The organism is Mesorhizobium sp. ESP-6-2, assembly GCF_020164675.1.
GTDB lineage: Bacteria > Pseudomonadota > Alphaproteobacteria > Rhizobiales > Rhizobiaceae > Mesorhizobium.
Window position 1 is genome coordinate 828,194 of sequence record NZ_JAIUGT010000001.1, and the last position, 22,958, is coordinate 851,151.

Here is a 22,958-nt window from a genome sequence, read left to right on the forward strand (position 1 = left end):
TTGGAGGAGAAAAACCATGACGACGATGAGCGTTGCCGAATATGCCCGCGACTGCGCGGCTCAAGGGCTGCGCGGCGATTACTCGGTCTGCCGTGCCGATTTCACCGTGGCGCAGGGCTATGACTACAGCGCCGAGGAACAGGCGGTGTGGCGCACACTGTGCGACCGCCAGACGAAACTGACGCGCAAGCTCGCCCATCATTCCTATCTCGACGGCGTCGACAAGCTCGGCCTGCTCGACCGCATCCCGGACTTCGACGAAGTCAGTGCCAAGTTGCGCAAGCTGACTGGTTGGGAGATCGTCGCCGTGCCAGGGCTTATCCCGGCCGCGCCCTTCTTCGACCATCTCGCCAGCCGCCGTTTCCCCGTCACCAACTGGCTGCGGACGCAGCAGGAGCTCGACTACATCGTCGAACCCGACATGTTCCATGATTTCTTCGGCCATGTGCCGGTGCTGTCGCAGCCGGTCTTCGCCGACTTCATGCAGATGTATGGCCAGAAGGCCGGCGATATCATCGCGCTCGGTGGCGACGAAATGATCAGCCGGCTCTACTGGTACACGGCCGAATACGGCCTCATGCAGGAGAGTGGTCAGCCGCTGAAGGCCTTCGGCGCCGGTCTGATGTCATCCTTCACGGAATTGCAGTTCGCGGTCGAAAGCAAGGATGCGCACCATGCGCCTTTCGACCTGGAAACGGTGATGCGTACGGGCTACGAAATCGACAAGTTCCAGCGCGTCTATTTCGTGCTGCCGTCCTTCGACGCGCTGCGCGACACATTCCAGACCGCCGATTTCGCGGCGATCGTCGCTCGCCGCATGGGCGAGCCCGCACTCGACCCGGCGACTGTCTAGAGCAGTTCCAGGAAAAGTGTGCACGGTTTCCCCGGGAAAAGCGCGCAGCGCTTTCCCTTGGGAATTGCGCAAAAACAAAGAGATAGAGCAGTTCAGCGTTCCATGGGACGGTGAATTGCTCTAGCCGGATTTGGATGGCCGGGGCGAGCGAAACCTCGCTTCCTATAGTGCGGCATAGATGTTGCGGTTGAACTTCGTCTCCATCACCACATGCGAAGCGGTTTTGACGATGCCGCCGATTTCATTCAGCGCGTTCACTTCCCGGTTCAGCTTCTCGAGCGTCTCGGCCGCGACATGGATGATCAGGTCCCACTCGCCGGTTATGGCGTAGACGGCCTGGATCGAAGCCATCGCCTTGATCTTTCTGGAGACGTCCGGGTAGCTCTTGTTGTTCAGGGCGGCGAAGGTGAAACAGTGGACGGAATTCTGAGCCGCCTCCTTGGTCAGCCGCACCGCGTAGCCTTCGATGACGCCGCCCGCCTCGAGCTTTTGTATGCGCTCCTGCAAGGCAGTCCGGGATACGCCGAGCTGACGCGCCAGTGATGCGACCGGCTCACGCGCGTTCTTCTGCATCAGCGCGAGCAGCTGGCGATCTTTTTCGGTCAATTCCACAATCAATCCTCTCCTTCGATCCGCCCCGGAACCGTCAATCCCTCGACGCGATCCTATCGGCTGAACCACCTCCGCGACAATCCTGAGGAACCGCCGGTGCAGGCTGCGCAAGGCGGAAATATCCGGCATTTTGCCGCCTCACGGCACGCAATGACTGCATGGCTGCCATTATCCGGCATTTCGCCGGGTGGAACCCTGCTTTTCGCGACATGAGTGTCAACTGTCACAAACGCCAGTCCATGAGGGGGAACAGCTTCGGCTGCGATGGACGCAAATCGACACCGAGCCGCGTTGGACTTGCATCCGCAAGCCGACGCCGCGGAGACGTCGCGGTCGCAACAACCACTGGTGCCCGACGCAGGCACAAATCATTTCCGCTGCATCCATAAGGGAGGATAACCTTGAAAAAACTGCTCGATTTCGCCATTCTTGCCGCCGCGACATTCGCGATCACGACGGCGGCAATGGCCGGAGAAACTTTGGATCGCGTCACGTCGAAGAAGGCGATGGTCGTCGCCACCAACGCCGCCTGGCCGCCGCAAAGCTTTCTCAATGACAGCAACGAGCTCGCCGGCTTCGACATCGACGTCTCGCGCGAGATCGGCAAACGGCTGGGGGTCGAGGTCTCCTTCGAGACCCCCGACTGGGCGACGCTGACCGGCGGCCGCTGGCAAGGGCGCTACGACCTCGGCGTCGGCTCGGTCACGCCGACCAAGGCTCGTTCCAAGGTGATCGATTTTGTCGGCATCTATTACTACAGCCCCTATGTCTACGTCGTGCACAAGGACAGCACCGCGAAGTCGGTCACCGATCTCAACGGCAAGGTGATCGGCGTCGAGACGGCCACCACCTCGGAGGATTTCATCCGCCGCAAGCTTGAGATCGACGCGCCCGGCCTGCCTCCCGTCGAATACAAGCTGGAGCCAGGCGAGATACGCACCTTCGCCGATTCCATGCTTCCCTTCGATGACCTGCGGCTCGGCGACGGTGTTCGCCTGAATGCCGTGATCGCGCCGGAGCAGACGGCGCAGAACGCCATCAAGAACGGCTATCCCGTGAAGATACTCGAAGGGGAATATGCCTTCCGGGAACCGCTCGTGGTCATCGCCGAGAAGAACGATCCCGAGTGGACCGCAAAGGTTTCGGGCATCATCGCCGAGCTGAAGAAGGACGGCACGCTCGCCGCACTGACCACGAAATGGTACGGCAAGGACTACAGCGCCAAATGACGTTGGATCGCTCGCCGGCCGCCGCTCGGCTGCCGGCGGGCATCACGCGTCAGATGCCGGAGCGGTGCAGCGTTTGAAACAATCGCCACCCCTCTCCAAACCTTTGTTCTTGCGCAATTCCCCAGGAAAAAGCGCTACGCGCTTTTCCTGACTCTGAGCGGGATGCAGTTGAAAGTCGCCGATGGCCTATCCGGACACCTATTACGCCCGCACCATGACCGACCGGAAGATCAGGCCCCCGCTCCGCGGCGAAGCGCACTGTGACGTGGCCGTCGTCGGCGGGGGACTGGCCGGCCTGACCACGGCGCTGCAGCTGTCGCGTTCCGGGCTGCGCGTCGCCGTGCTCGAGGCCCAGGTCGTCGGTTTCGGCGCCTCCGGCCGCAATGGCGGCTTCGTCACCCCTGGCTTCGCCACCGGCGGCGACACCATTGCCGCGCGCGTCGGCAAGGAGGCCGCGCGGCAACTGCACCGGCTGTCGATCGAGGGCGTCGAATTCGTGCGTCACACCATCGAGGCGCTCGACATATCGGCCGCCATGCCGCGCGACGGGCTGGTCAGCGTCCTGCGCTACGACGATGGCGACGCGCTCAAGGCCTATGCCGACCAGACGGCGCGCGACCACGGATACGAGCTTCAATATCTGCGCAGAGAAGACGTCCGTTTGGTGCTTAAATCGGCTCGCTACTATCAGGGCCTTCGCGACCCGAAAGCCTTTCACATCCATCCGCTCAATTATCTGCGTTCCGTGGCCGATGAGATCGAGCGGCTTGGCGGCAGCATCCATGAGAGCTCCGAAGTCGTGCAATGTGATCTGTCGGGGCCGCAAAAGATGCTGCGCACGCGAGAGGGCATGCTTCGGGCAACTCGCGTCGTGCTGGCTACCGGCGGCTACACCGGCCCGGTATTCAGTCAGCTCCACCGCGCCTTCCTGCCCATCGCGACCTATGTGATGGTTTCCGAGCCGGCGCCGCGCCTGGTCGCGCAAGCCGTTGCGACCACGGACGCGGTCGGCGACAACAGGCGGGCCGGCGACTATTATCGGCTGGTCGATGGCGGCAATCGCCTTTTGTGGGGCGGGCGCATCACCACGCGCGCCGCTTCCGCCGACGCGCTGGCGCGCGAATTGCGCCGCGAGATGATCGGCACCTATCCGCAGCTTGCGGACCTCAAGACCGAACTCGCCTGGTCCGGATTGATGTCCTATGCCCGTCACCTGATGCCCCAGATCGGCGAATTGCAGCCGGGCGTCTGGTATTGCACGGCTTTCGGCGGCCATGGTCTCAACACCACGGCCATCGCCGGAAAAGTCATTGCGGAAGGCATTCTGGGCGTTTCGGACCGGTACCGGCAGTTCGCGCCATTCGGATTGAGCTGGGCCGGCGGCGCCGCCGGCCTGGCGGCCGCGCAACTCACCTACTGGAAATTGCAGGCGCAGGACTGGTGGCGAGAACGTCATGCCGCCACGAAAGACAAGGTGACGGCATGATCGGCAGGCTGATGCTCTTCTATCCGGGGATCACCCGTCGCGCAGCGGCGGGGCTCGTGCTGGCGCTGTTGGCCGCCGGCCTTTACGCGATGGGCATCAAGTCAAGCTGGATCGGCTCGGTGATTCCAGTTGCATCCGGCTGGCTGCAGGCCAACCCTGCCCTGTCGCGCGCGCTTTCCGCAGTGCTGATCGCGCTCATTGTGCTGGTGAATTGCAAGCTGCTGCTGCTTTTGCCCCGGCGGCAGCAGATCGCCGGCGTCTGGATCGAACTGTTCGTGCTCCTGATGCTGTTCTTCTATTCCTTCGACCTGTCGCTTGCCTTCATCGCCAGGAAGATCGGCTTCCTGATCACCCAGGGCGTCACCACCACCCTCTACATTTCGGCGATCTCGATCCTGATCGCGACAGCCATCGCACTTGTCGGCGCCATCGCCAAACTGACCGGAAACGGCATTGTGTACGGGCTGGCCACTTTCTACACCTCGTTGTTCCGCGGCCTTCCTTTGCTGATGCAGATCTACATCATCTATCTCGGCCTGCCGCAGGTCGGTTACGTGATCGGCGCGGTGCCGGCCGGCATTCTGGCGTTGTCGCTGTGTTATGGCGCCTACATGACCGAGATCTTCCGCGCCGGCATCGAAAGCATTCCGCGCGGACAGAGCGAAGGCGCCACCGCGCTTGGACTGAGCCCCGGCCGGACCATGGCGCTGGTCATCCTGCCGCAGGCCATGCGCGTCATCATCCCGCCGACCGGCAACCAGTTCATCGCCATGCTGAAGGACTCGTCCCTGGTGTCGGTCGTCGGCGTCTGGGAGATCATGTATCTCGCCCGCACCATGGGCCAGACGGAGTTCCGCCATATCGAGATGCTGATCACCGCTTCGATGATCTACTGGATCCTGTCGATCACGCTGGAGTTCGGCCAGGCCTATCTCGAACGGCGTTTCGGCCGGTCGGAGCGGCGGGCGTAGGGCAATTCCGGAAAGCTGCGTCGCCGCCGTGCTGGTGCGCCTCTCCACGGCCTTTGAGCCGCTCCGGCGCCATCATATGGCGCGGCATTGCCGAGATGAGATGATTTCGCGGGGTTGCGGAACCGTCAGGCGGCGACCACCTTCCCGAGATGCTCGCCGAGCCGGCAGGCGAGCGCCGTGATCGTCGTCGTCGGGTTGCATTGGCCCGAGGTGCAGAACACCGACGAGCCGCCGACATAGAGATTGTCCATGCCGTGCACCTTGCAATTGGCGTCCACGACGCTTGTGGCGACATCGGTGCCCATGCGCGTGCCGCCCATGTGATGGTGACCGGCCGTCTCCTCGTCCGTCGGGTAGTCGCCGCCATTCGAAATCCAGTCGGCTATACGCACCCGGCCCAGGTTCTTCTGGGCTAGCGTCGTCCCGAAAAGCCTCAGCCCTTCGAGCAGCGTGCGGCGTTCCAGGTCCGATTTCTTCCAGTGCAGCTCGATGCGCGGCACGCCGGCGTGGTCGACCACGGTCTTCGACAGCTCGACCTGGTTCGAGGCCAGCGGCGCCTGCTCCCAGGCGACATAGAGCTGGGCCGCGCAGCGCAGGTTCTGGTTGAGCCTGCCCGACAGCCACTCCGCCATGTTGGGCGCCGTACAAGCGAGATTCGCGATCAGGTCCTTGACGCCGGGATAGGGCGTCTCGATCAGCCTGATGCCGAAATTCATGATCCGCAGCCGCTCCATCGCGGCCGGCATCGGCGAGAAGAAGGCCTCGTTCGCCGCATCGACCTCGAATGCGCCATAGTCGGCCAGGATGGCGTTGCCGCCCTGGAAGGTCGGGTGTTCCATCCAGTAGCGGCCAAGTGCCGTCGCGTTCGGCACGACGCCGCCATTGGAGCGCTGGTTCGACCATAAAAGCAGCCGCGAATTCTCCAGCCCGCCGGCACACACGATGAAATAGTCGGCGCTGAAGAAGCCGGCATCCTGCCCCTGTGACCACAGCCTGGCGCCGGTCACGCGTCTGCCGTCGCCGGTAAGCTCGGTGGCGCAGGTGTTGAGCACGACAGCGATGTTCCTGCTCTTGTCGAGCTCGGCGGCGTATTTTTCAGCGAAGCGCACTGCGCCGCTCTTGATCAGCTGCACCCAGCGGATGTCGTCCGAGATCGGCGCGTCCGGCCGGAAATCCGGCAGTTCCAGGATGTCGCGCACTTCGCCCAGATAGGGTTCGATGTCACTGCGCCGGATCGGCCAGCCCGTGTCCGGCACCCACGCCTTCGGCTCGAAATCCTGTTTGTCGAGCACGCGGCACCAGCCGGCCCAGTGGTTCGAGCTGCCGCCCATGAACCGAAGCCGGGTGATATCGAGATCGAAATAGAAATCGCCGACCGTGGTGCCGCGATAGAAATCCTGCGAGATGTCGCTGAACTCCCTGCCGCCGGCCTCCAGCACCACGACCGGTATGCCGGCGGCGCCGAGCTTTCTGGCGATCGTGGTGCCGGCCGGGCCGGAGCCGAGAACGCAGACCCTGGGCGTGAAATTCGCGGCGCGAAACGCCTCATAACTGTCGAAGATCATGCCAGGTCGCTCCGCTTCAAGATCCAGCCATTGACCTCGACGATCTCATCGGGGGCGGCTTCGGAAGAACCCGCATCGGGCAATTTGCGGAACAGCGACAGGGCAGGCACCGCGATCAGCGTCTGCATGATCATTCGGCGCGATATCTTCTTGATAAGGAAACTCATGACAGGTCTCTCGACGGGGTCTCTATCCAGGCATGTTCCCCGAACATCCAGGCATGTTCCTGAACGGCACATGCTTCGTCATCGAAGCCAGAAGCGTGCCAAAACTGGTTGCAAGCCGGAACAATGCGCAGCCGAGTGCAAACAGGGTTAGAGACTCCTTAACAGGCCGGTGTGCTGGATCAGCCCGTTCAGGCCGCCTCGGAGATGTCGGTGTCGAGGATCACCAGGTTGCGTCCCCGATGTTTGGCCTGGTAGAGGCGCCGGTCGGCGGCCTGCATCAGCTCCGACACGCTGGCGCTCTCGTCGCAGAGGGTTCCGCCGATGCTGACGGTCAGCGGAATGGTCCGCTCGTCCACGGGCCGGAAGCGGATCAGCTCGACCTCGCGGCGGATGTGCTCGGCGACGCGCTTGGCTTCCCGTTCCGTGGCTCCGACCAGCAATGCGCCGAACTCCTCGCCGCCGATGCGGCCGAGGACGTCGCCGTCGCGCACCCCGCGCTTGATGGCGTTGGCGATCAGGAGCAGCGCGTCGTCGCCGGTCAGATGGCCGAAGCTGTCATTGATCATCTTGAAATGGTCGGCATCGATGATCAGCAAGGCGCCGCGATCGGGCTTGTGCCGGGAGCCGTTGAGCACGGCAAAGAAGCTTTCCCGGTTGAGCATGCCCGTCATGTCGTCGCGGCTGGCCTTTTCCGCCAGCCGGCGATGCGCCGCGGCAAGCTGGGCATGGGTGCGGGCAAGGTCGCGATGCGCCGACTTCAGCCTGTCGCTGTGCCAGAACGTGCTTGCGCAGGCCGCCCATGCAAGGACCAGCGGACACAATGTCGAGGTCAGCCACATCATGCGGTTGACCGGGAATCCCATAGCGGGGACGATGATCAGGGTCAGAAGGAGCGAAACCGCGACAGAGACGAAAGCAATGGTGGCGGACTTCAGAATTATACTGCTCATCGCTGGCTCCCACTGGACCGCCTCTGTGCCAGCAAGCCCTGAAGGCCACCTTTCCAGGATGCCTAAAATTTGAATGGTGAGACTGTTTCTGCCACTTTCGGCGCGTAGAAGTTGTGGATAAAGCCCCTTCAAGATCGTCCGTTTCGTGCCATAAGGGTCGCATGGCTACACACCCCGACCCCGCTCGCTTCGCCCATGTCACCGACTGGGTGTTCGACCTGGACAACACGCTCTATCCGCACCATTCGAATCTGTTCTCGCAGATCGACGTCAAGATGACCGCCTATGTCGGGGAATTGCTGTCGCTGCCTCGCGAGGACGCGCGCAAGCTGCAGAAGGATCTTTATCGGGAATATGGCACGACGCTGAACGGGCTGATGACGCGCCATGGCATAGACCCCGACGATTTCCTCGAGAAGGTCCACGACATCGACTATTCCTGGCTGGTGCCGGACCCCGTCCTCGGCACCGCCATTCGCCAGCTTCCCGGCCGCAAGTTCATCTTCACCAACGGCGACCGCAGGCATGCCGAGCGCACTGCGCGCCAGCTTGGCATCCTTGATCATTTCGACGACATCTTCGATATCGTCGCTGCCGGGCTCAACCCCAAGCCGGCGCGCCAGACCTACGAGAAATTCGCCGAACTCCACGCCGTCACCGGCCACAATGCGGTTATGTTCGAGGATCTCGCGCGCAACCTGGCCGTGCCGAAGTCGCTGGGTATGACGACGGTCCTGGTGGTGCCGCGCAATTTCGAGCCGACATTCTCCGAAATCTGGGAGCGCGATCCGGCGCAGGAAGATGAGATCGACTTCGTCACCGACGACCTCGCCGGATTCCTGACGGAGATAGTCGTGGGAATAAGGCAGTAGGGAGTAGGGCAGTGGGGCAGTAGGGCAGTAGGGCAGTAGGGCAGTAGGGCAGTAGGGCAGTAGGAGAATGAGGCGCTCTCAGCCCCTGATTCGACATCTACTTCCCTACTGCCTTACTCCCCTAACTTATAGAACCGGCTGACGATGCCCCAGGCCTCGTCGGCGGTGTCGACGAAGTCGATGATGTCCTGGTCGCCGGGACTGATCGTGCCTTGCTCGGCGAGGAAGTCGAGATCGATCGCCCGCTTCCAGAAGGATTTGCCGAACAGGATCACCGGCACGCGCTCCATGCGCCCGGTTTGGATCAGCGTCAGCGTCTCGAAGAATTCGTCCATAGTGCCGAAGCCGCCGGGAAACACCGCGACGGCCTTGGCGCGCATGACGAAATGCATCTTGCGGATGGCGAAATAGTGGAAGTTGAAACAGAGTTCCGGCGTCACATAGGCATTGGGCGCCTGCTCGTGCGGCAGAACGATGTTGAGGCCGATAGAGGGCGCACCGACATCGTCGGCGCCGCGATTGCCCGCTTCCATCACGCCGGGCCCGCCGCCGGTCACCACGACATATTCGCGGTAATATGAACTGGCCGATTGCTGCGAGCAGAGGCGGGCGAATTTGCGGGCTTCCTCGTAATATTTACTGTTTTCCTCGAGGTTCTTCTTCTGCGTCTCGTTTTTGGCCGCCCAGGCCTCGCCGCCGGGTTCAGGCAGCCGCGCGCCCCCGAACAGGACCACGGTCGAGCGGATACCGCGCTCGGCCAGGATCATCTCCGGCTTCAGGAGTTCGAGCTGCAGCCTGACCGCGCGCAGTTCGCGCCGCGTCATGAAGTCGGGATCGTTCCACGCCAGGCGGTAGGTCTCGGCGCGCGTCTGCGGCGTGTCCGGCACGCTCCTGGCCCGCTCCAGATCCTCGTCCGAATGCGGCAGCGGCGTCCAGCCCGCCTTTTCCATGGGTGTCATGATGTCAGGTCCGTCCATTTCATTTACTTGCGCCGTCCCATGGCGCAGTCGCGATTGACCCCTACTCTGCCTTCACATAGGGTCCGCGCGATTTTCAAAACAGGTTAAGGCTCAGCCCCTTAACAGCCTGGTAATGGAGCGAATTCATGTCGAAGCCGGATCTGGCGAGCCTCGAAAAGACCATCGACAAGGCCTTCGAGGAGCGTGACGCGATTTCGACGGCGACCAGAGGCGAGACACGCGATGCCATCCAGTCGGCGCTCGATCTGCTCGACCGCGGCACGGCCCGCGTGGCCGAGCGCCAGGCCGATGGCAAGTGGCATGTCAACCAATGGCTGAAGAAGGCCGTCCTTTTGTCCTTCCGGCTGAACCCGATGGAGATCATCAAGGGCGGTCCCGGCCAGGCCGTGTGGTGGGACAAGGTGCCGTCGAAGTTCGACGGCTGGAGCGCCGTCGATTTCGAGAAGGCCGGTTTCCGCGCCGTGCCGTCGTCGGTCGTGCGCCGCTCGGCCTACGTCGCGCCGGGCGCCGTGCTGATGCCGTCCTTCGTCAATGTCGGCGCCTATGTCGATTCGGGCACCATGGTCGATACCTGGGCTTCGGTGGGCTCCTGCGCCCAGATCGGCAAGAATGTGCACCTGTCGGGTGGCGTCGGCATCGGCGGCGTGCTGGAGCCGATGCAGGCCGGTCCCACCATCATCGAGGACAATTGCTTCATCGGCGCGCGCTCGGAAGTGGTCGAAGGCTGCATCGTGCGCGAGGGCTCGGTGCTCGGCATGGGCGTCTTCATTGGCCAGTCGACCAAGATCGTCGACCGCGCCACCGGCGAGATTTTCTACGGCGAAGTGCCGCCGAATTCCGTCGTCGTAGCCGGTTCGCTGCCTGGCAAGCCGTTTCCGAACAATGAGCCGGGTCCAAGTCTCTATTGCGCGGTCATCGTCAAGCGGGTCGATGCCAGGACCCGGTCCAAGACGTCGATCAACGAATTGCTGCGCGATTGATCTTTTTGGAAAGCGGGCGCACCTTCCGCCGGCGCGACGATCGGTCGCGCCGGTTCAACATGGAGGGGTGACATGGACTGGAAATATCTGCTGACGAGTTTCGAAGGCACCCGGGGTGTCAATCAATATGGACGGGACCCGCTTGCCTGACAGATCCAACCTCACTTGGCTTTTCTTCAAGACATCGGGCCGCGTCAGCCGCGCGGCCTATTTTCTTGGCGGGCTGCTCGTGGCCATCATCCAGGCCTTCCCGCTCTATCGTTTCACGCTGGTGCCGGAAGGCTCGCCCGAGAGCAACATGTGGTCGTTCGTCTTCTTCATCGCCTTCATCGCCTCGCTGTGGTCGAACATCGCACTGGCGGTTAAGCGGCTGCACGACCTCGACAAGCCCGGCATCGCGGCGTTGATCCTGTTCGTGCCGGTCGTCTCGATCGTCGCCTTCGTCGTGCTTTGCCTGTTTCCGGGCCAGCCCGGACCCAACCGCTATGGCAAGCGCACCAATGCACCGGCCGAGCCCTGAGCGCCCATCGTCGCCATGCGCTACTGACGGCATGCATGAAAATGAGGGCCTGAAGCGCGTCGCCTGAATCGTTCAGACGCGACGCGCTTCAGGCGCGGCGACCTGATCCGCGCTGAAACCGGGCGATCCGCTGCCGGCCGCTTCCGCCTCACGCACCAGGGCGATGATCCGTCGGACCGTCGGCGCCGGCGTGCCCGCTTCTTGCGCCAGGCGAAGAACGGCGCCTTGCAAATCGCCGATCTCCGTCGGCCGGCCGCGCTGCAGATCGTCCCACGTGGAGGAACGCGCCTCCGGGTCGATGGCCAGCATCCGCCTCGCCAGCAGCCTGAACAGCCAATCGGGGAGGCGGAGCACTATCGGCAACAGCGCCGGCCGCAAGGCGGCGATCCGCGCCGGCTCGATGCCCGACGCCTTCATGGCCTGGAGCGCCTCGTCGATCTGTCGGGCCAGGATCAGCCGCCAGCGCCGGTCGGCAAGCTCGCTCGCCAGCGGCAGGCCCGAAAGCGCCACCAGCGCATTGTTCAAATTCATCAAAAGCTTGCCCCACAGCACGGCTTTCATGTCGGCATGGGCTTCAACCCGGAACCCTTCGACGCCGAGAAGGCTGATCAGACCGGCATCGCTGTCCTCGATCATGACCTTGCCGTCGCTGGCGCGGTGGACACGCAGCGGCAATTCGCCGTCGGCCGATTGCACGACATTGAACGGCACCATGCCGGCCAGCACTGGTCGCCCGCCGACACCGGCGCGCAGCCTGTCGGCATTGTCGATGCCGTTCTGCAGGCTCACCACCACGGCGTCCGGCGGGGCATGTGCGGCGATGAGCGCAGCCATTTCCCGCGTCGCGCCGCTCTTGACGGTGACCAGGATCACGTCCGCTTCCGGCAAGGCGGCGGCTGGATCGGTGGTGACGGCAAGCGCTTGCGGCTCGAGGCCCCGGTCGCGGCCCTCAAGGTCGCTGACCCGCAATCCGCCTTGCCGCAGCGCCGCCTCGATGCGCGGCCGGGCCAGCAGAATCACCTTGCGCCCGGCGAGCGCCAGGCAGCCGCCGGCATAGCAGCCGATGTTGCCGGCGCCGGCAATGACGATTCTCTTGTCCCCATTTGCCATCCTGTCGCTCCGCACCGGGCCCGCGACTATACGACATGAAAACCATAATGTCGGCGGTATCGCCGGTCATAGGCCTGGCCCCTACGTCTGGCCGTGACAGGCCTTCAGCTTTCGACTATCGCTTTTGCCATGACGCTGCCGACCGATCCCGCCGCAAACCTCGCCGCCCTCATCCGTTGCGCCTCCGTGACGCCGGCCGAAGGCGGTGCGCTGACCGCGTTGCAGACGATGCTGGAACCGCTCGGCTTCCTCGTCGATCGCCCGGTGTTTTCGGAAGACGGCACGCCCGATATCGAGAACCTTTATGCCAGGCGCTCCGGCAATGGCCCGCATCTGATGTTCGCCGGACACACCGACGTGGTGCCGGTCGGTGACGAAGCCGCCTGGACGCATCCGCCCTTCGGCGCCGAGATCGCCAATGGCGAGATGTATGGCCGGGGTGCGGTCGACATGAAGGGCGGCATCGCCTGTTTCATCGCCGCGATAGCGCGCCATGTCGAGACGAATGGCGGTCCGAAGGGCTCGGTCTCGCTGCTGATCACCGGCGACGAGGAAGGCCCGGCCATCAACGGCACCACGAAGCTGCTCGAATGGGCGGCTTCCAGAGGCGAGAAATGGGATGCATCGATCGTCGGCGAGCCGACCAACCCGGCTGCGCTCGGCGACATGATAAAAATCGGCCGGCGCGGCTCGCTGTCGGGCGGCGTCACCGTCAACGGCCGCCAGGGCCATGTCGCCTATCCCTTGCTTGCCGACAACCCGGTACGCGGGCTGATGAGCTTGGTCGACGCTTTGCTGCATCCCGTCTTCGATGAGGGCACGAAGGATTTCCAGCCGACCAATCTGGAGGTGACATCCATCGACGTAGGCAACCCGGCCACAAACGTCATTCCAGCCAAGGCAACCGCCACCTTCAACATCCGCTTCAATGACAGCTGGACCGCCGAGACCATACAGGCCGAAATCCACAACCGTCTCGACCAGGCGGCGGGCCGCAAGAAATACCGGCCCGGCAAGGAGATGCCGGTCGACTACGAACTCGTCTGGCGCGACAGGCCGAGCCATGTCTTCCTGACCCGCGACGACAGGCTGATCGAGACATTGAGCGGCTCGGTCAAGACGGTAGTCGGCAGAGCGCCGGCGCTGTCCACCTCCGGCGGCACGTCGGATGCGCGCTTCATCAAGGACTATTGCCCGGTGGTCGAATTTGGCCTGGTCGGCAAGACCATGCACATGGTCGACGAGCGCGTCGCCCTTGCCGATCTCGAGACGCTGACGCAAATCTATCAGCGCTTCATCGAAGACTGGTTCGGACAGGACTGAGCAGCATGCTTTCGGCGGACGAGACCCAAGTTTCGCTGACCGGCGCCTGGCGACTGATGCTCGGCAGGGCCGATGGCCTGCGTCTGCTCGACCTGTCTGCCGATGGTTTCTGGAATTCCTTTTTCGCCATCGTCGTCGCGGCGCCGGCATTGATCGTCGGCTGGGTCGGCATCGCCAACGAGATCGGCGATCCCGATGCCTTCGCGGGCCGCTTCAGCATGCTGTTGCGGCTGGCGACAGTCGATATCGGTTCCTGGGTGCTGCCTCTGGTCGCACTCGCTCTGGTCGCGCCGCGCGCCGGCATCGGCGGCCGCTTCGTGCACTATGTCGTGGCCTCGAACTGGGCTTCGGCCATCACCGCCTGGCTGATGCTGCCGTCCGCGCTGATCAGGCTTTTCCTGACCTCGGCGAGCCAGATCTCCAGCCTTGTGTCGCTGCTGTTGTTCGCGCTCTCGATGGTGTTGACCTGGCGCATGACCAACGCGACCATCGGCAGGGGTGCCGCAATCGGGACCGCTGTCTTCGTCGGCATGTTCATCGCTTCGCTGATCGTCCTGTTCGGGCTGCAGGCGCTGCTTGGAATCACGGTTCCGGACACCGGAGCTCAGAGCCTTTCGGGACTCTATCCGGGATAATCGACGCCGACCAGAAAAAGCCCGTCGGGCGGCGCCACCTGGCCGCAGGCGGCGCGGTCGTGCGCCTCGAGCGCCGCCTTGAGGTCGCCGGCCGTCCATGCGCCTTCGCCGACGCGCTTGAGCGAGCCGACCATCGAGCGCACCTGGTTGTGCAGGAAGGAACGCGCCGAGGCTCTGACTTCGATCATGTCGCCCGAACGGCTGACGTCAAGACGGTCGAGCGTGCGCACCGGGCTCTCGGCCTGGCATTGCGTGGAACGGAAGGTGGTGAAATCGTGCCGTCCGAGCAGCACTTTGGCGGCTTCGTGCATGGCAGCGGCGTCGAGCTGCTTCGGCACCCACCAGACCTTGCCCTTTTCCAGGGCCGAGGGCGCGCGCCGGTTGAGGATGCGGTAGAGATAGTGGCGGCCGATGGCCGAGAAGCGGGCATCGAAGCCGTCGACGACGGTCGTGGCTTTCAAGATCGCGATGCGATTGCCGGCGGCCTGCAGATGCGCGTTGACGGCATCGCGCACCTTGTCGTCCGGCCAGGCCTTGGCGAGATCGACATGCGCCACTTGGGCCGTCGCATGCACGCCCGCATCGGTACGGCCGGCAGCGCGCAAGCGGACCTGTTGGCCGCAGAATTTTTCGATCGCCAGCTCGATCGCCTGCTGCACCGAAGGCTGGTCCGCCTGGTGCTGCCAGCCGGCAAACAGGCTGCCGTCATATTCGATGTCGAGGCGAAAACGCGGCATGCCGGGCGGCTATACGCCTAGGCGGCGAGTGCGGTGAAGGCCGAGGCGTAGACCAGCCGGCCGGCTTCAGGAGCGTCGCCCCAGGCCAGCGCCTGCAGCGCCTCGCCCTGGTAGTCGCTCTCGAAGCCTTCGGCACGCGCATGGCTGTAGCCGAAACGGCTGTAGTAGGTGGGGTCGCCCAGCACCACGGCCAGCGTCTCGCCGGCGTCGCGCAGGCGGATGTGAGCCTCGCGGATCAGCGCGCCGCCAATGCCGGTGCCGTGAAACGACGGCTCCACCGCCAGCGGCGCCAGTGCCACCGCCGGGAAATCCTTGCCGCCGGCGCGGACGAAAAGACGCGAAAACAGGATGTGGCCAACCGCTTGCCCGTCTTCTTCCGCCACCAGTTCGACAACGGCGTCGCCGCCGGAAACCAGCGCGTCAACCAGCCCGGCTTCCGCCTGCTGGCCGAAAGCGTGTTCCTCGACGAGGCGGATGGCCTCGCGATCCCGCGGCGTCGCCGTGCGTATCGACATCATGCTCATGACAGTTTCATTCCTTTTTCGATCTTGGTCCCACGCAGGAATTCTTGCGCGGCGGCGGGCCTTCCGCCCGCCCGTTGAACTTCGACCAGCCGGATCGCGCCCGCTCCGCAGGCGACCGTCAGGCGGTCGTCGAGAATTCCTCCCGGTTCGCCCACGCCTTGCGCAAGCGTCGAGCGAAGCAGTTTCAGCCGTTCCACCCGGCCACCGATTTCAACCTCGCACCAGGCGCCGGGGAAGGGCGACAGGCCGCGAATGTTATTGTGGACTTCGGCCGCGGGTCGCGTCCAATCCACGTGCGTCTCGGATTTATCGATCTTTTTGGCATAGGTCACCCCCTCAACCGCTTGGGCGGTGAAGGCCAGGCTATTCCTTTCCAGCCGCGCCAGCGATTCCACTATCAGTGCGGCGCTGACGCTCATCAATCGATCATGCAGATCGCCGGCGGTCATATCGGGTTCGATGACGCATTTTTCAACCAGCCCCACTGGGCCGGTGTCGAGGCCTTCTTCCATGCGCATGACCATCATGCCGGTTTCGCTGTCGCCCGCCATGATCGCCCGTTGGATAGGCGCCGCACCGCGCCACCGCGGCAACAGCGACGCATGGCCGTTGATGCAGCCCAGTCGCGCCGCCTCGAGAACCGCCCTGGGCAAAAGCAGGCCGTAAGCCACGACCACCCCAATATCGGCTTGCAGCGCGCGAAAAGCTGCCTGTTCGGCCTCGCCCTTGAGCGACGTCGGCGTGCGCGTCTCGATGCCCAGCCGTTCCGCCTCGCGCTGTATCGGCGACGGCGTCAGCTCCAGGCCGCGCCGTCCGGCGGCCCGCGGCGGCTGCGTGTAGACGGCCGCAATCTCATGTCCGGCCTCGGCAATCGCGCGCAACGTCGGCACCGAAAACTCCGGCGTGCCCATGAAGATGACGCGAAGGGGCATTGTCCCCTATCCCACCAGCCTGCCCGGAGCCTTGTCCTTGGCCAGCTTCTTGAACTTCTTCACCACCATGTCGCGCTTCAGCTTCGAAATGTGGTCGATGAACAGCACGCCGTTGAGATGGTCGATCTCATGCTGCAGGCAGGTTGCCATCAGCCCCTCGGCCTCCATCTCCTGCAGCTTGCCGTCGCGGTCGAGATACTTGACCCGCACGGAAGCCGGGCGTTCGACCTCGGCGTAATAGTCGGGGATGGACAGGCAGCCTTCCTCGTAGACGGAGCGCTGGTCGGCGCTTTCCAGGATTTCTGGGTTGATGAAGACATGCGGCGCCGGCGTCTCGTCCTCCTTGGCGAGGTCGATCACAAGCATGCGCAGCGGCTCGCCGATCTGGATCGCCGCTAGCCCGATCCCCGGCGCGTCATACATGGTCGCCAGCATGTCGTCGGCCAGTTTGCGCAAGGGCGCATCGACGCGCTCCACCGGCTTGGAAACCTGGCGCAGGATGGGGTCGGGAAGGATGATGAGCGGCTTGATCGGCATGGCGTCTCACCTAAGACCTTGAATAAAGGGCGTCAACCGGTGCGCGGGGGGATTGTTCACGTTTTGATCTGTGCTGGCCGACCGAATCGTCTATGCTGTGCGCATGAACGACCTGACGTCCATCCTTTCAGAGCCTGTCGCCCGGCTTGGCGCGACCACGATCACGCTCGGCCATGCGCTGGCTTTCGGCACCATTTTGTTTCTTGGCCTGTTCGTGGCGCTTGTCGTCGCGCTGTGGCGCTCGGCCAAGGCGCGCGCCGCTGCCGCTGCCGAAGCCGCCGACCATGCCCGCGACGCCGAGGCGCGGATGGCCGGCATATTGCAAAGCCAAGCTGAGATGCAGGGCCGCATGGGCGCCATCGCGGAAGTCTTCGGCGCGCGGCAGGCGGAACTGACGCAGTCGATCGGCCAGCGCCTCGACGCCATGACTGGCCGCCTCGGCCAGACCATGACCGAGCAGACCAGATCCACGCATGAGAGCCTGGCCAAGTTGCAGGAACGGCTGGCCGTCATCGACACCGCGCAAGGCAATATCCAGTCGCTCGCCGGCCAGGTCGTGCAATTGCAGGCGATCCTCTCCAACAAGCAGACGCGCGGCGCCTTCGGCCAGTCGCGCATGGAAGCGATCGTCGCCGACGGCCTGCCGCACGGCGCCTACGAATTCCAGGCGACCTTGTCCAACGGCAGCCGGCCCGATTGCCTGGTGCGCATGCCCAACGGCGCGCCGGCGCTTGCCGTCGACGCCAAGTTTCCGCTGGAAGCCTGGAACGCCATCCGCGCCGCCGAAGGCGCCGAACAGCAGAAGGTCGCGGCGCAGGCCTTCCGCCGCGACATCGAGGTGCATATCCGCGATATCGCGGAAAAATACCTGATCCAGGGCGAGACGCAGGATACCGCCTTCATGTTCGTGCCGTCGGAATCGGTGTTTGCCGAGATCCACGAAAATTTCGAGGCGGTGGTGCAGAAGGCGCACCGCGCCCGCGTCGTCATCGTCTCGCCGTCGCTCCTGATGCTGTCGATCCAGGTCATCCAGGCGATCCTGAAGGATGCCCGCATGCGCGAGCAGGCACACCTGATCCAGGGCGAGGTGATCCGGCTGATGGAGGACGTTTCGCGTGTCGACGAGCGGGTGCGTAAATTGCAGGGCCATTTTGCCCAGTCGGCCAAGGATATAGACGACATCCTCGTCTCGACGTCGAAGGTGACCAAGCGCGGCCAGAAGATCGAAGCGCTGGAATTCGGCGCGCAGCCCGGTGGCGATGTCGGCCCGGACATCGCGTCACCAGCCCCTGCGAAGCCGGAACCCGGCCCTCGCGTTGTCGATTCCCCGCGCGTTGCCGATTCAAAGACCGGCCAGCTCAGGCTGAGGGTGGTCGAAGGCGACGACTGAGGCGCCGCACCGGACCGGCGCTACTGCTCCTCCACTGTGGTCATGCCGTGAAATTCGGGTAGCCAATGAAGCGCCGAGCGGTGCCATTTTTGCAGTGTCGGAATCAAATCCTGGCGTTGCCGCGCGGTTCCCACGCGAATGCCGTAGACCTTTGGGCCATCTCCGACCGACGTGGCGTAAAGGTGCGAGCCGCAGTCGGCGCAAAAGGCCTGGACGCGCCTGGCGCCGCTTGCCACGGTCTTGATGTAGACTTTCGGTGTACCCTTTGTGATCCGGTAGTGATCTTCAGGCGCCGGAACGGTGACACGAAAGGCCGTACCGGTCAGCTGTTGGCAATCGGTACAATGGCAGATCGACGTCTTTTCCGGCTCGACCTCCGCCTCATAGGTGATGGCGCCACAATGGCAGCCGCCGTCGATCTTCATAATCGTCCTCCAAAATTCGATCGGCTGATCCTAGAGCAATTCCAGGAAAAGTGTGTACGGTTTTCCCAGGAAAGCGCGTAGCGCTTTCCTATGGAATGCGCAAAAACAAAGACATAGAGCGGTTCGCCGTCTCCGTGAAACGGTGAACTGCTCTGGCGGGGCAGCGGCGCAGCGGCGCAGCGGCGCAAGGCAACGACGCGACGCTGATCCAGAGGCATGATCCCGAGGCGTGGGACGCGGGTTTCGAGCCTATGCTCAAAGTCTACTCGGATGCTGATTCGATCAGCTTGCGTCGCTGTTCCCAGGTGCCTGACGTCTGCGGCTTGACGAACAGCCGGGTGATCTCGGGCATTTCCTTCCTCAGCCGCGCTTCGAGGCGCTCCACGCAGGCTTCGATTTCCGGCGCCGACAGATGGTCCTCGAATTCGATGCTCAGGCCGGCAACGATCTCTTCCGGCCCCAGGTGGACCGTGAGCACGCCGTTTGCCCGCTGCACCGCCGGATCCTGCTGGGCGATCGCCAGCACTTCTTTCTGTACCGCGGGCGAAGCAGGCTCGCCGATGAGCAGCCCCTTGCTCTCGCGCGCCAGGAAGGCCGCGGTCGCACCCAGGATCAGAGCAATGCCGATCGAGGCGGCGCCGTCCAGTTCCGGCATCTCGAAAATCTCCGCCGCCGATATGCCGGCAAAGGCGACGATCAGGCCGAGAAGCGCGGCACTGTCCTCGAACAGCACTGTGTAGACGCTTGGATCTTTGCTCGATTGCACGGCCTGCAGCCAGCCCTGCTGGCCCTTCTGCCGGCGGAATTCCCTCAGCGCCACCAGCCATGAACTGCCCTCGAACAGAAACGACAGGCCGAGCACGATGTAGTTGACCCTGACATTGGCGGCCGGTTCGGGCGCAATGATGTGCGTCACGCCTTCGTAGAAGGATACGCCGGCGCCGAGCGCGAAGACGAGAAGCGCCACGATGAAGCTCCAGAAGTAGAGCTCGCGGCCATGGCCGAGCGGATGCGCGCGGGTGGCCGGGCGTGCGGCGCGATGCATGCCATAAAGCAGCAGACCGCCATTGCCGGTATCGACCAGCGAATGCACGCCCTCCGAAAGCATCGCCGAACTGCCGGTGAAGAAGGCCGCGGCGAATTTGGTCAGCGCGATCGCGAGATTGCCGGCGAGCGCCGCGTAGATGACCGTTCGAGAGCCGCCATGCCCCGCCATTGCTTCCCTGTCGTCCTGTCCGACACGCGAAGTCTAGAGCAATTGCAGGAAAAGTGGGAGCCGATTTCCTCGAGATCATGCTGCGGGCCTGCCGAAATTCCGCGGCGATCCACCACTCATCAACACCCCATCCGTTCAAGTCGCTGTGCGCCGGTTGGAATTCATAAAGGCCGTCGAAACAGGTTGCCGGGTTTTCGGGGCCAGGGCCGCGAACAGCCCCTTGCCTAGAGGCATTTCTCTTGTTTCACTTCGCTTCCCGCAACTGGAGGAACGAATCATGGCAAAAGGTGCGATGAAGGCAGGCAAAGAGGCCCGCAAGCCAAAGAAGGACGCCAAGAAGCCGGCCGCTGCTCCCACGCTCAAGGCGCCGCCGGTCAAGGCAACGAGGCTCAAGGAAAAATAGTCGCGTGCCTCGGATGGAGTTCGCCGGCGGCGTTCGAAACACCGCCGGCACTTTGTTGATCGGGCGTTAGGACACCCTATATCTGGTGCGGGGACGACCCCACATCTCCTGAAATCCGGTCGGGACGACCCGCCCACTGTTTGATAGGGCATCGGCAGCCGGACGGCTTCCGCGGTGCTCGGTCGATCGCGCTTTGCATCGTCCCGAAACGGACGTCGTTGCGATGCTTGGATGGAGCGTTCCCCATGTCATGGATTTTTCTGTTTTTCGCCGGCCTGTTCGAGATCGGCTGGGCAATCGGCCTCAAATACACCGACGGATTCACCCGGCTCGTCCCGACCGTGCTCACGGTCGCCTCGATGATCGTGAGTCTCACGCTGCTTGGACTGGCGCTGAAAGCGCTGCCCGTCGGCACCGCCTATGCGGTGTGGACCGGCATCGGCACGGTCGGCACGGCGCTGCTCGGTATCTGGCTGCTCGGCGAGCCGGCGACCGTGATCAGGCTCGCCTGCATCGCGCTCATCGTCTGCGGCATTATGGGGCTGAAATTCGCGGCGTAAAGCAATTCCACGAAAAGTGCGAAGCGGTTTTCCGCCCGGAATTGCGCCGAAGCAAACAGGGCAATCCTGGGAAAGTGCGAAGCGATTTTCCGTCCGGAATTGCGTCGAAGCAAACAGAGCAATTCCGCGAAAGTCGCATCGCGACCGGCGTCCACAATCGCATGAATTGGCGCGCGGACAAACGCATGCAGGGCCGCTTCGCAGCGACCCTGATCCTCGAAGCAGATTGCTCCGGCGGTGAGGCTAGCGGCCGGTAAAGCCTGGCGGTGTCCTGCCGGTGCGCGCCTTGCGCGCCGCATAGCGCGCATCGCGCTTGGCCTTGCGCTCGGCCTCGTCGGCCAAAAGACGCGCGATACGCTCGGCCTCTTCGGCTTCACGAATCCTGGCTTCCGCCTGCGCCGCCTCTTCGGCCGCGATCCGTGCGGCTTCGGCTGCGGCCTCGCGCTCGGCCTTCTCGATTGCCTCGCGTGCCAGCCTTTCCTGCTTCAGCCTCGCCTTCTCGGCCTCGCGTATCTCACGCGCCGCAAGGATAGCCTTGCGTTCGGCCTGTCGCGCCAGCACAGCGGGATCGTCCGCCGCCGGCTTTGCCTTGAAGCGCTCCAGAAGCGCCTTCTTTGCCTCGTTCGCGGCGTTGCGCCGCTCGAAAATGTCTTTTTCCCTGTAGATAGCCAAGTCCACTTCCCTGAAGTCAATTCGCGACGCTTACATACGCGCGAAAACCGGGAGTTCAAGCGCCAAAACGGTATGCCAGCCATGAAATTCCGTGCTGTTGCAGCCGGGAGACGCCTTCGCGGCCGAAACGGACACGCACTGTTCGCAGTCGGACCCTCTGGTGGCGATACGGGCCGATCGCTAACTCTAGCGCGAAATCAAACGCCAGGATGACACCACATGGAACTCGGTCTCTACACTTTCGCCGACGTCAGCCCGCAGCCGGGCCCCGGCGCAATCGGCCCGCACGAGCGGCTGCGCAACCTGATCGAGGAGATCGAACTGGCCGATCAGGTCGGCCTCGACGTTTTCGGCCTCGGCGAGCACCACCGGCCGGACTATGCCGCGTCCGCACCTGTCGTGGCGCTGGCCGCGGCGGCCGAGCACACCAAGCGCATAAAACTGACCAGCGCTGTCACTGTCCTGTCCTCGGACGATCCGGTCCGCGTCTTCCAGCAATTCGCCACGCTCGACCTTCTTTCCGGCGGCCGGGCCGAGATCATGGCCGGACGCGGCTCGTTCATCGAGTCCTTTCCGCTGTTCGGCTACAATCTTGAGGATTATGACGAGCTGTTCGCCGAAAAGCTCGACCTGCTGCTCGCCATCCGCGATCAGGTGAAGATCACCTGGTCGGGCAATCTGCGCGCGCCGATCAACGATCGCGGCGTCTACCCACGCCCCTTGCAGGAAAAACTGCCGATCTGGATCGCCATCGGCGGCACGCCGCAGTCCGCCGCCCGCGCGGGCGCGCTCGGCCTGCCGCTGGCGCTCGCCATCATCGGCGGCGAGCCAGCGCGGTTCGCGCCGCTGTTCGACCTATACCGCGAGGCCGCCATGCGCGCGGGCGCCGATCCGAAGGGTCTTGCCACCAGCATCAACGTCCACGGCTTCATCGCCGACACGACCGAGAAGGCGGCCGACGATTTCTATGGCCCGCAGGCCGAGGTGATGAACCGCATCGGCCGCGAGCGCGGCTGGGGTCCGACCTCGCGGGCGCATTTCGACCAGTCACGCGGCCCGGGCGGCGCCTTGTTCGTCGGCAATCCCGAGCAGGTGGCCGAAAAGATCGTCGCCCAGCACAAGATCTTCGGCAACGACCGTTTCCTGCTGCAGATGGCGATCGGCATCATGCCGCATGCCAAGGTCATGAAGGCGATTGAACTCTACGGCACCAGGGTGGCGTCGATCGTGCGCAAGGAAACGGCCGTCGCCGTCCCCGCCCCGTCGCCTGCCGTATGATCTCGAATGGGGCCCGCAGATGCGGGCTTCG

General features: G+C 63.7%; 26 protein-coding genes. 13 read left to right on the top strand and 13 right to left on the bottom strand.

Annotated features, from left to right (window positions below; translation table 11 throughout):
- Positions 1 to 16 precede the first annotated feature (16 nt).
- Entirely contained in the window at positions 17 to 853 is an 837-nt protein-coding gene (gene phhA, locus LB532_RS04085) for a phenylalanine 4-monooxygenase (RefSeq protein WP_140514307.1), read from the top strand.
- 162 nt (positions 854 to 1,015) lie between these two features.
- Here phhA and LB532_RS04090 read toward each other — a convergent pair whose 3' ends face one another.
- Positions 1,016 to 1,576: an Lrp/AsnC family transcriptional regulator gene (locus LB532_RS04090; protein WP_224556388.1), complete on the bottom strand. Its 561-nt coding sequence runs from the start codon at positions 1,574 to 1,576 to the stop codon at positions 1,016 to 1,018.
- 353 nt (positions 1,577 to 1,929) lie between these two features.
- Between LB532_RS04090 and LB532_RS04095 the strand changes: the two genes are divergently transcribed.
- The 3 genes from LB532_RS04095 to LB532_RS04105 all read left to right on the top strand — a co-directional run bounded on the left by LB532_RS04095 (position 1,930) and on the right by LB532_RS04105 (position 5,151).
- Positions 1,930 to 2,694, top strand: a complete 765-nt coding sequence (locus LB532_RS04095; protein ID WP_224556422.1) for a transporter substrate-binding domain-containing protein — start codon at positions 1,930 to 1,932, stop codon at positions 2,692 to 2,694.
- A 181-nt stretch (positions 2,695 to 2,875) separates the two neighbouring features.
- On the top strand, positions 2,876 to 4,180 hold the full coding sequence (locus tag LB532_RS04100; RefSeq protein ID WP_140639315.1) for an NAD(P)/FAD-dependent oxidoreductase: 1,305 nt from the start codon (positions 2,876 to 2,878) through the stop codon (positions 4,178 to 4,180).
- On the top strand, positions 4,177 to 5,151 hold the full coding sequence (locus LB532_RS04105; protein ID WP_140639314.1) for an amino acid ABC transporter permease: 975 nt from the start codon (positions 4,177 to 4,179) through the stop codon (positions 5,149 to 5,151). The genes LB532_RS04100 and LB532_RS04105 overlap by 4 nt, the downstream gene beginning before the upstream one ends.
- Positions 5,152 to 5,276: 125 nt before the next feature.
- Here the strand turns inward: LB532_RS04105 and LB532_RS04110 are convergent, their stop codons facing one another.
- From LB532_RS04110 to LB532_RS04120, 3 genes are all read right to left on the bottom strand, one after another.
- Entirely contained in the window at positions 5,277 to 6,716 is a 1,440-nt protein-coding gene (locus LB532_RS04110) for a GMC oxidoreductase (RefSeq protein ID WP_140639313.1), read from the bottom strand.
- On the bottom strand, positions 6,713 to 6,883 hold the full coding sequence (locus tag LB532_RS04115) for a hypothetical protein (protein WP_181165184.1): 171 nt from the start codon (positions 6,881 to 6,883) through the stop codon (positions 6,713 to 6,715). Before LB532_RS04115 ends, LB532_RS04110 begins: the two co-directional genes overlap by 4 nt.
- Positions 6,884 to 7,071: 188 nt before the next feature.
- Positions 7,072 to 7,833 carry a GGDEF domain-containing protein gene (locus LB532_RS04120; protein WP_140639312.1) on the bottom strand — a complete coding sequence of 254 codons (762 nt, stop codon included), beginning with the start codon at positions 7,831 to 7,833 and terminating at the stop codon, positions 7,072 to 7,074.
- Positions 7,834 to 7,994: 161 nt separating this feature from the next.
- Between LB532_RS04120 and LB532_RS04125 the strand changes: the two genes are divergently transcribed.
- The gene (locus LB532_RS04125) at positions 7,995 to 8,705 is read left to right on the top strand and encodes a pyrimidine 5'-nucleotidase (RefSeq protein ID WP_140639311.1); all 711 of its coding nucleotides are present in this window, start codon (positions 7,995 to 7,997) and stop codon (positions 8,703 to 8,705) included.
- A 113-nt stretch (positions 8,706 to 8,818) separates the two neighbouring features.
- On the opposite strand, the gene LB532_RS04130 is transcribed toward LB532_RS04125, so the two are convergent.
- Positions 8,819 to 9,664, bottom strand: a complete 846-nt coding sequence (locus LB532_RS04130) for an LOG family protein (protein WP_140491453.1) — start codon at positions 9,662 to 9,664, stop codon at positions 8,819 to 8,821.
- 146 nt (positions 9,665 to 9,810) lie between these two features.
- On the opposite strand from LB532_RS04130, the gene dapD reads away from it, so the two are divergent.
- Both dapD and LB532_RS04140 read left to right on the top strand, forming a co-directional pair.
- Positions 9,811 to 10,665 (top strand): 2,3,4,5-tetrahydropyridine-2,6-dicarboxylate N-succinyltransferase, encoded by an 855-nt coding sequence (gene dapD / locus LB532_RS04135; protein ID WP_140639310.1) that lies wholly within the window; start codon positions 9,811 to 9,813, stop codon positions 10,663 to 10,665.
- Positions 10,666 to 10,807: 142 nt separating this feature from the next.
- Positions 10,808 to 11,185 (top strand): DUF805 domain-containing protein, encoded by a 378-nt coding sequence (locus LB532_RS04140; protein ID WP_224556389.1) that lies wholly within the window; start codon positions 10,808 to 10,810, stop codon positions 11,183 to 11,185.
- A 72-nt stretch (positions 11,186 to 11,257) separates the two neighbouring features.
- Here LB532_RS04140 and LB532_RS04145 read toward each other — a convergent pair whose 3' ends face one another.
- Positions 11,258 to 12,295, bottom strand: coding sequence for a 2-dehydropantoate 2-reductase (locus LB532_RS04145; protein ID WP_140639309.1), 1,038 nt, complete (start codon positions 12,293 to 12,295; stop codon positions 11,258 to 11,260).
- 129 nt (positions 12,296 to 12,424) lie between these two features.
- Between LB532_RS04145 and dapE the strand changes: the two genes are divergently transcribed.
- Positions 12,425 to 13,618: a succinyl-diaminopimelate desuccinylase gene (dapE, locus tag LB532_RS04150; RefSeq protein ID WP_140639308.1), complete on the top strand. Its 1,194-nt coding sequence runs from the start codon at positions 12,425 to 12,427 to the stop codon at positions 13,616 to 13,618.
- A 5-nt stretch (positions 13,619 to 13,623) separates the two neighbouring features.
- On the top strand, positions 13,624 to 14,253 hold the full coding sequence (locus LB532_RS04155; RefSeq protein WP_140514320.1) for a transporter: 630 nt from the start codon (positions 13,624 to 13,626) through the stop codon (positions 14,251 to 14,253).
- Here the strand turns inward: LB532_RS04155 and truA are convergent.
- The 4 genes from truA to def are packed head-to-tail and all read right to left on the bottom strand — an operon-like array spanning position 14,241 to position 16,983.
- Positions 14,241 to 14,990, bottom strand: a complete 750-nt coding sequence (gene truA, locus LB532_RS04160; RefSeq protein WP_140639307.1) for a tRNA pseudouridine(38-40) synthase TruA — start codon at positions 14,988 to 14,990, stop codon at positions 14,241 to 14,243. The two genes, LB532_RS04155 and truA, sit on opposite strands and share 13 nt — an antisense overlap.
- A 17-nt stretch (positions 14,991 to 15,007) precedes the next feature.
- Positions 15,008 to 15,514, bottom strand: coding sequence for a GNAT family N-acetyltransferase (locus LB532_RS04165; protein WP_140639306.1), 507 nt, complete (start codon positions 15,512 to 15,514; stop codon positions 15,008 to 15,010).
- Complete coding sequence (gene fmt / locus LB532_RS04170) at positions 15,511 to 16,446, bottom strand: methionyl-tRNA formyltransferase (protein ID WP_140639305.1); 936 nt, start codon at positions 16,444 to 16,446, stop codon at positions 15,511 to 15,513. The genes LB532_RS04165 and fmt overlap by 4 nt, the downstream gene beginning before the upstream one ends.
- 6 nt (positions 16,447 to 16,452) lie before the next feature.
- Positions 16,453 to 16,983: a peptide deformylase gene (gene def, locus LB532_RS04175; protein WP_140639304.1), complete on the bottom strand. Its 531-nt coding sequence runs from the start codon at positions 16,981 to 16,983 to the stop codon at positions 16,453 to 16,455.
- 103 nt (positions 16,984 to 17,086) lie between these two features.
- Between def and LB532_RS04180 the strand changes: the two genes are divergently transcribed.
- The gene (locus LB532_RS04180) at positions 17,087 to 18,373 is read left to right on the top strand and encodes a DNA recombination protein RmuC (protein ID WP_140639303.1); all 1,287 of its coding nucleotides are present in this window, start codon (positions 17,087 to 17,089) and stop codon (positions 18,371 to 18,373) included.
- Positions 18,374 to 18,393: 20 nt separating this feature from the next.
- On the opposite strand, the gene LB532_RS04185 is transcribed toward LB532_RS04180, so the two are convergent.
- The gene (locus LB532_RS04185) at positions 18,394 to 18,798 is read right to left on the bottom strand and encodes a GFA family protein (protein WP_140639302.1); all 405 of its coding nucleotides are present in this window, start codon (positions 18,796 to 18,798) and stop codon (positions 18,394 to 18,396) included.
- 262 nt (positions 18,799 to 19,060) lie between these two features.
- Positions 19,061 to 20,014, bottom strand: coding sequence for a cation diffusion facilitator family transporter (locus LB532_RS04190; RefSeq protein WP_140639301.1), 954 nt, complete (start codon positions 20,012 to 20,014; stop codon positions 19,061 to 19,063).
- Between the two features lie 277 nt (positions 20,015 to 20,291).
- Here LB532_RS04190 and LB532_RS30020 point away from each other — a divergent pair, with 277 nt between their 5' ends.
- Positions 20,292 to 20,417, top strand: coding sequence for a hypothetical protein (locus LB532_RS30020; RefSeq protein WP_140491427.1), 126 nt, complete (start codon positions 20,292 to 20,294; stop codon positions 20,415 to 20,417).
- Between the two features lie 245 nt (positions 20,418 to 20,662).
- Positions 20,663 to 20,977, top strand: a complete 315-nt coding sequence (gene sugE / locus LB532_RS04195; RefSeq protein WP_140491423.1) for a quaternary ammonium compound efflux SMR transporter SugE — start codon at positions 20,663 to 20,665, stop codon at positions 20,975 to 20,977.
- 243 nt (positions 20,978 to 21,220) lie between these two features.
- Here the strand turns inward: sugE and LB532_RS04200 are convergent, their stop codons facing one another.
- A complete protein-coding gene (locus LB532_RS04200; RefSeq protein WP_140639300.1) occupies positions 21,221 to 21,649 on the bottom strand; it encodes a DUF6481 family protein in 429 nt (142 codons plus the stop codon).
- A 219-nt stretch (positions 21,650 to 21,868) separates the two neighbouring features.
- Here LB532_RS04200 and LB532_RS04205 point away from each other — a divergent pair, with 219 nt between their 5' ends.
- The gene (locus LB532_RS04205; RefSeq protein ID WP_140639299.1) at positions 21,869 to 22,927 is read left to right on the top strand and encodes an LLM class flavin-dependent oxidoreductase; all 1,059 of its coding nucleotides are present in this window, start codon (positions 21,869 to 21,871) and stop codon (positions 22,925 to 22,927) included.
- Positions 22,928 to 22,958 lie beyond the last annotated feature (31 nt).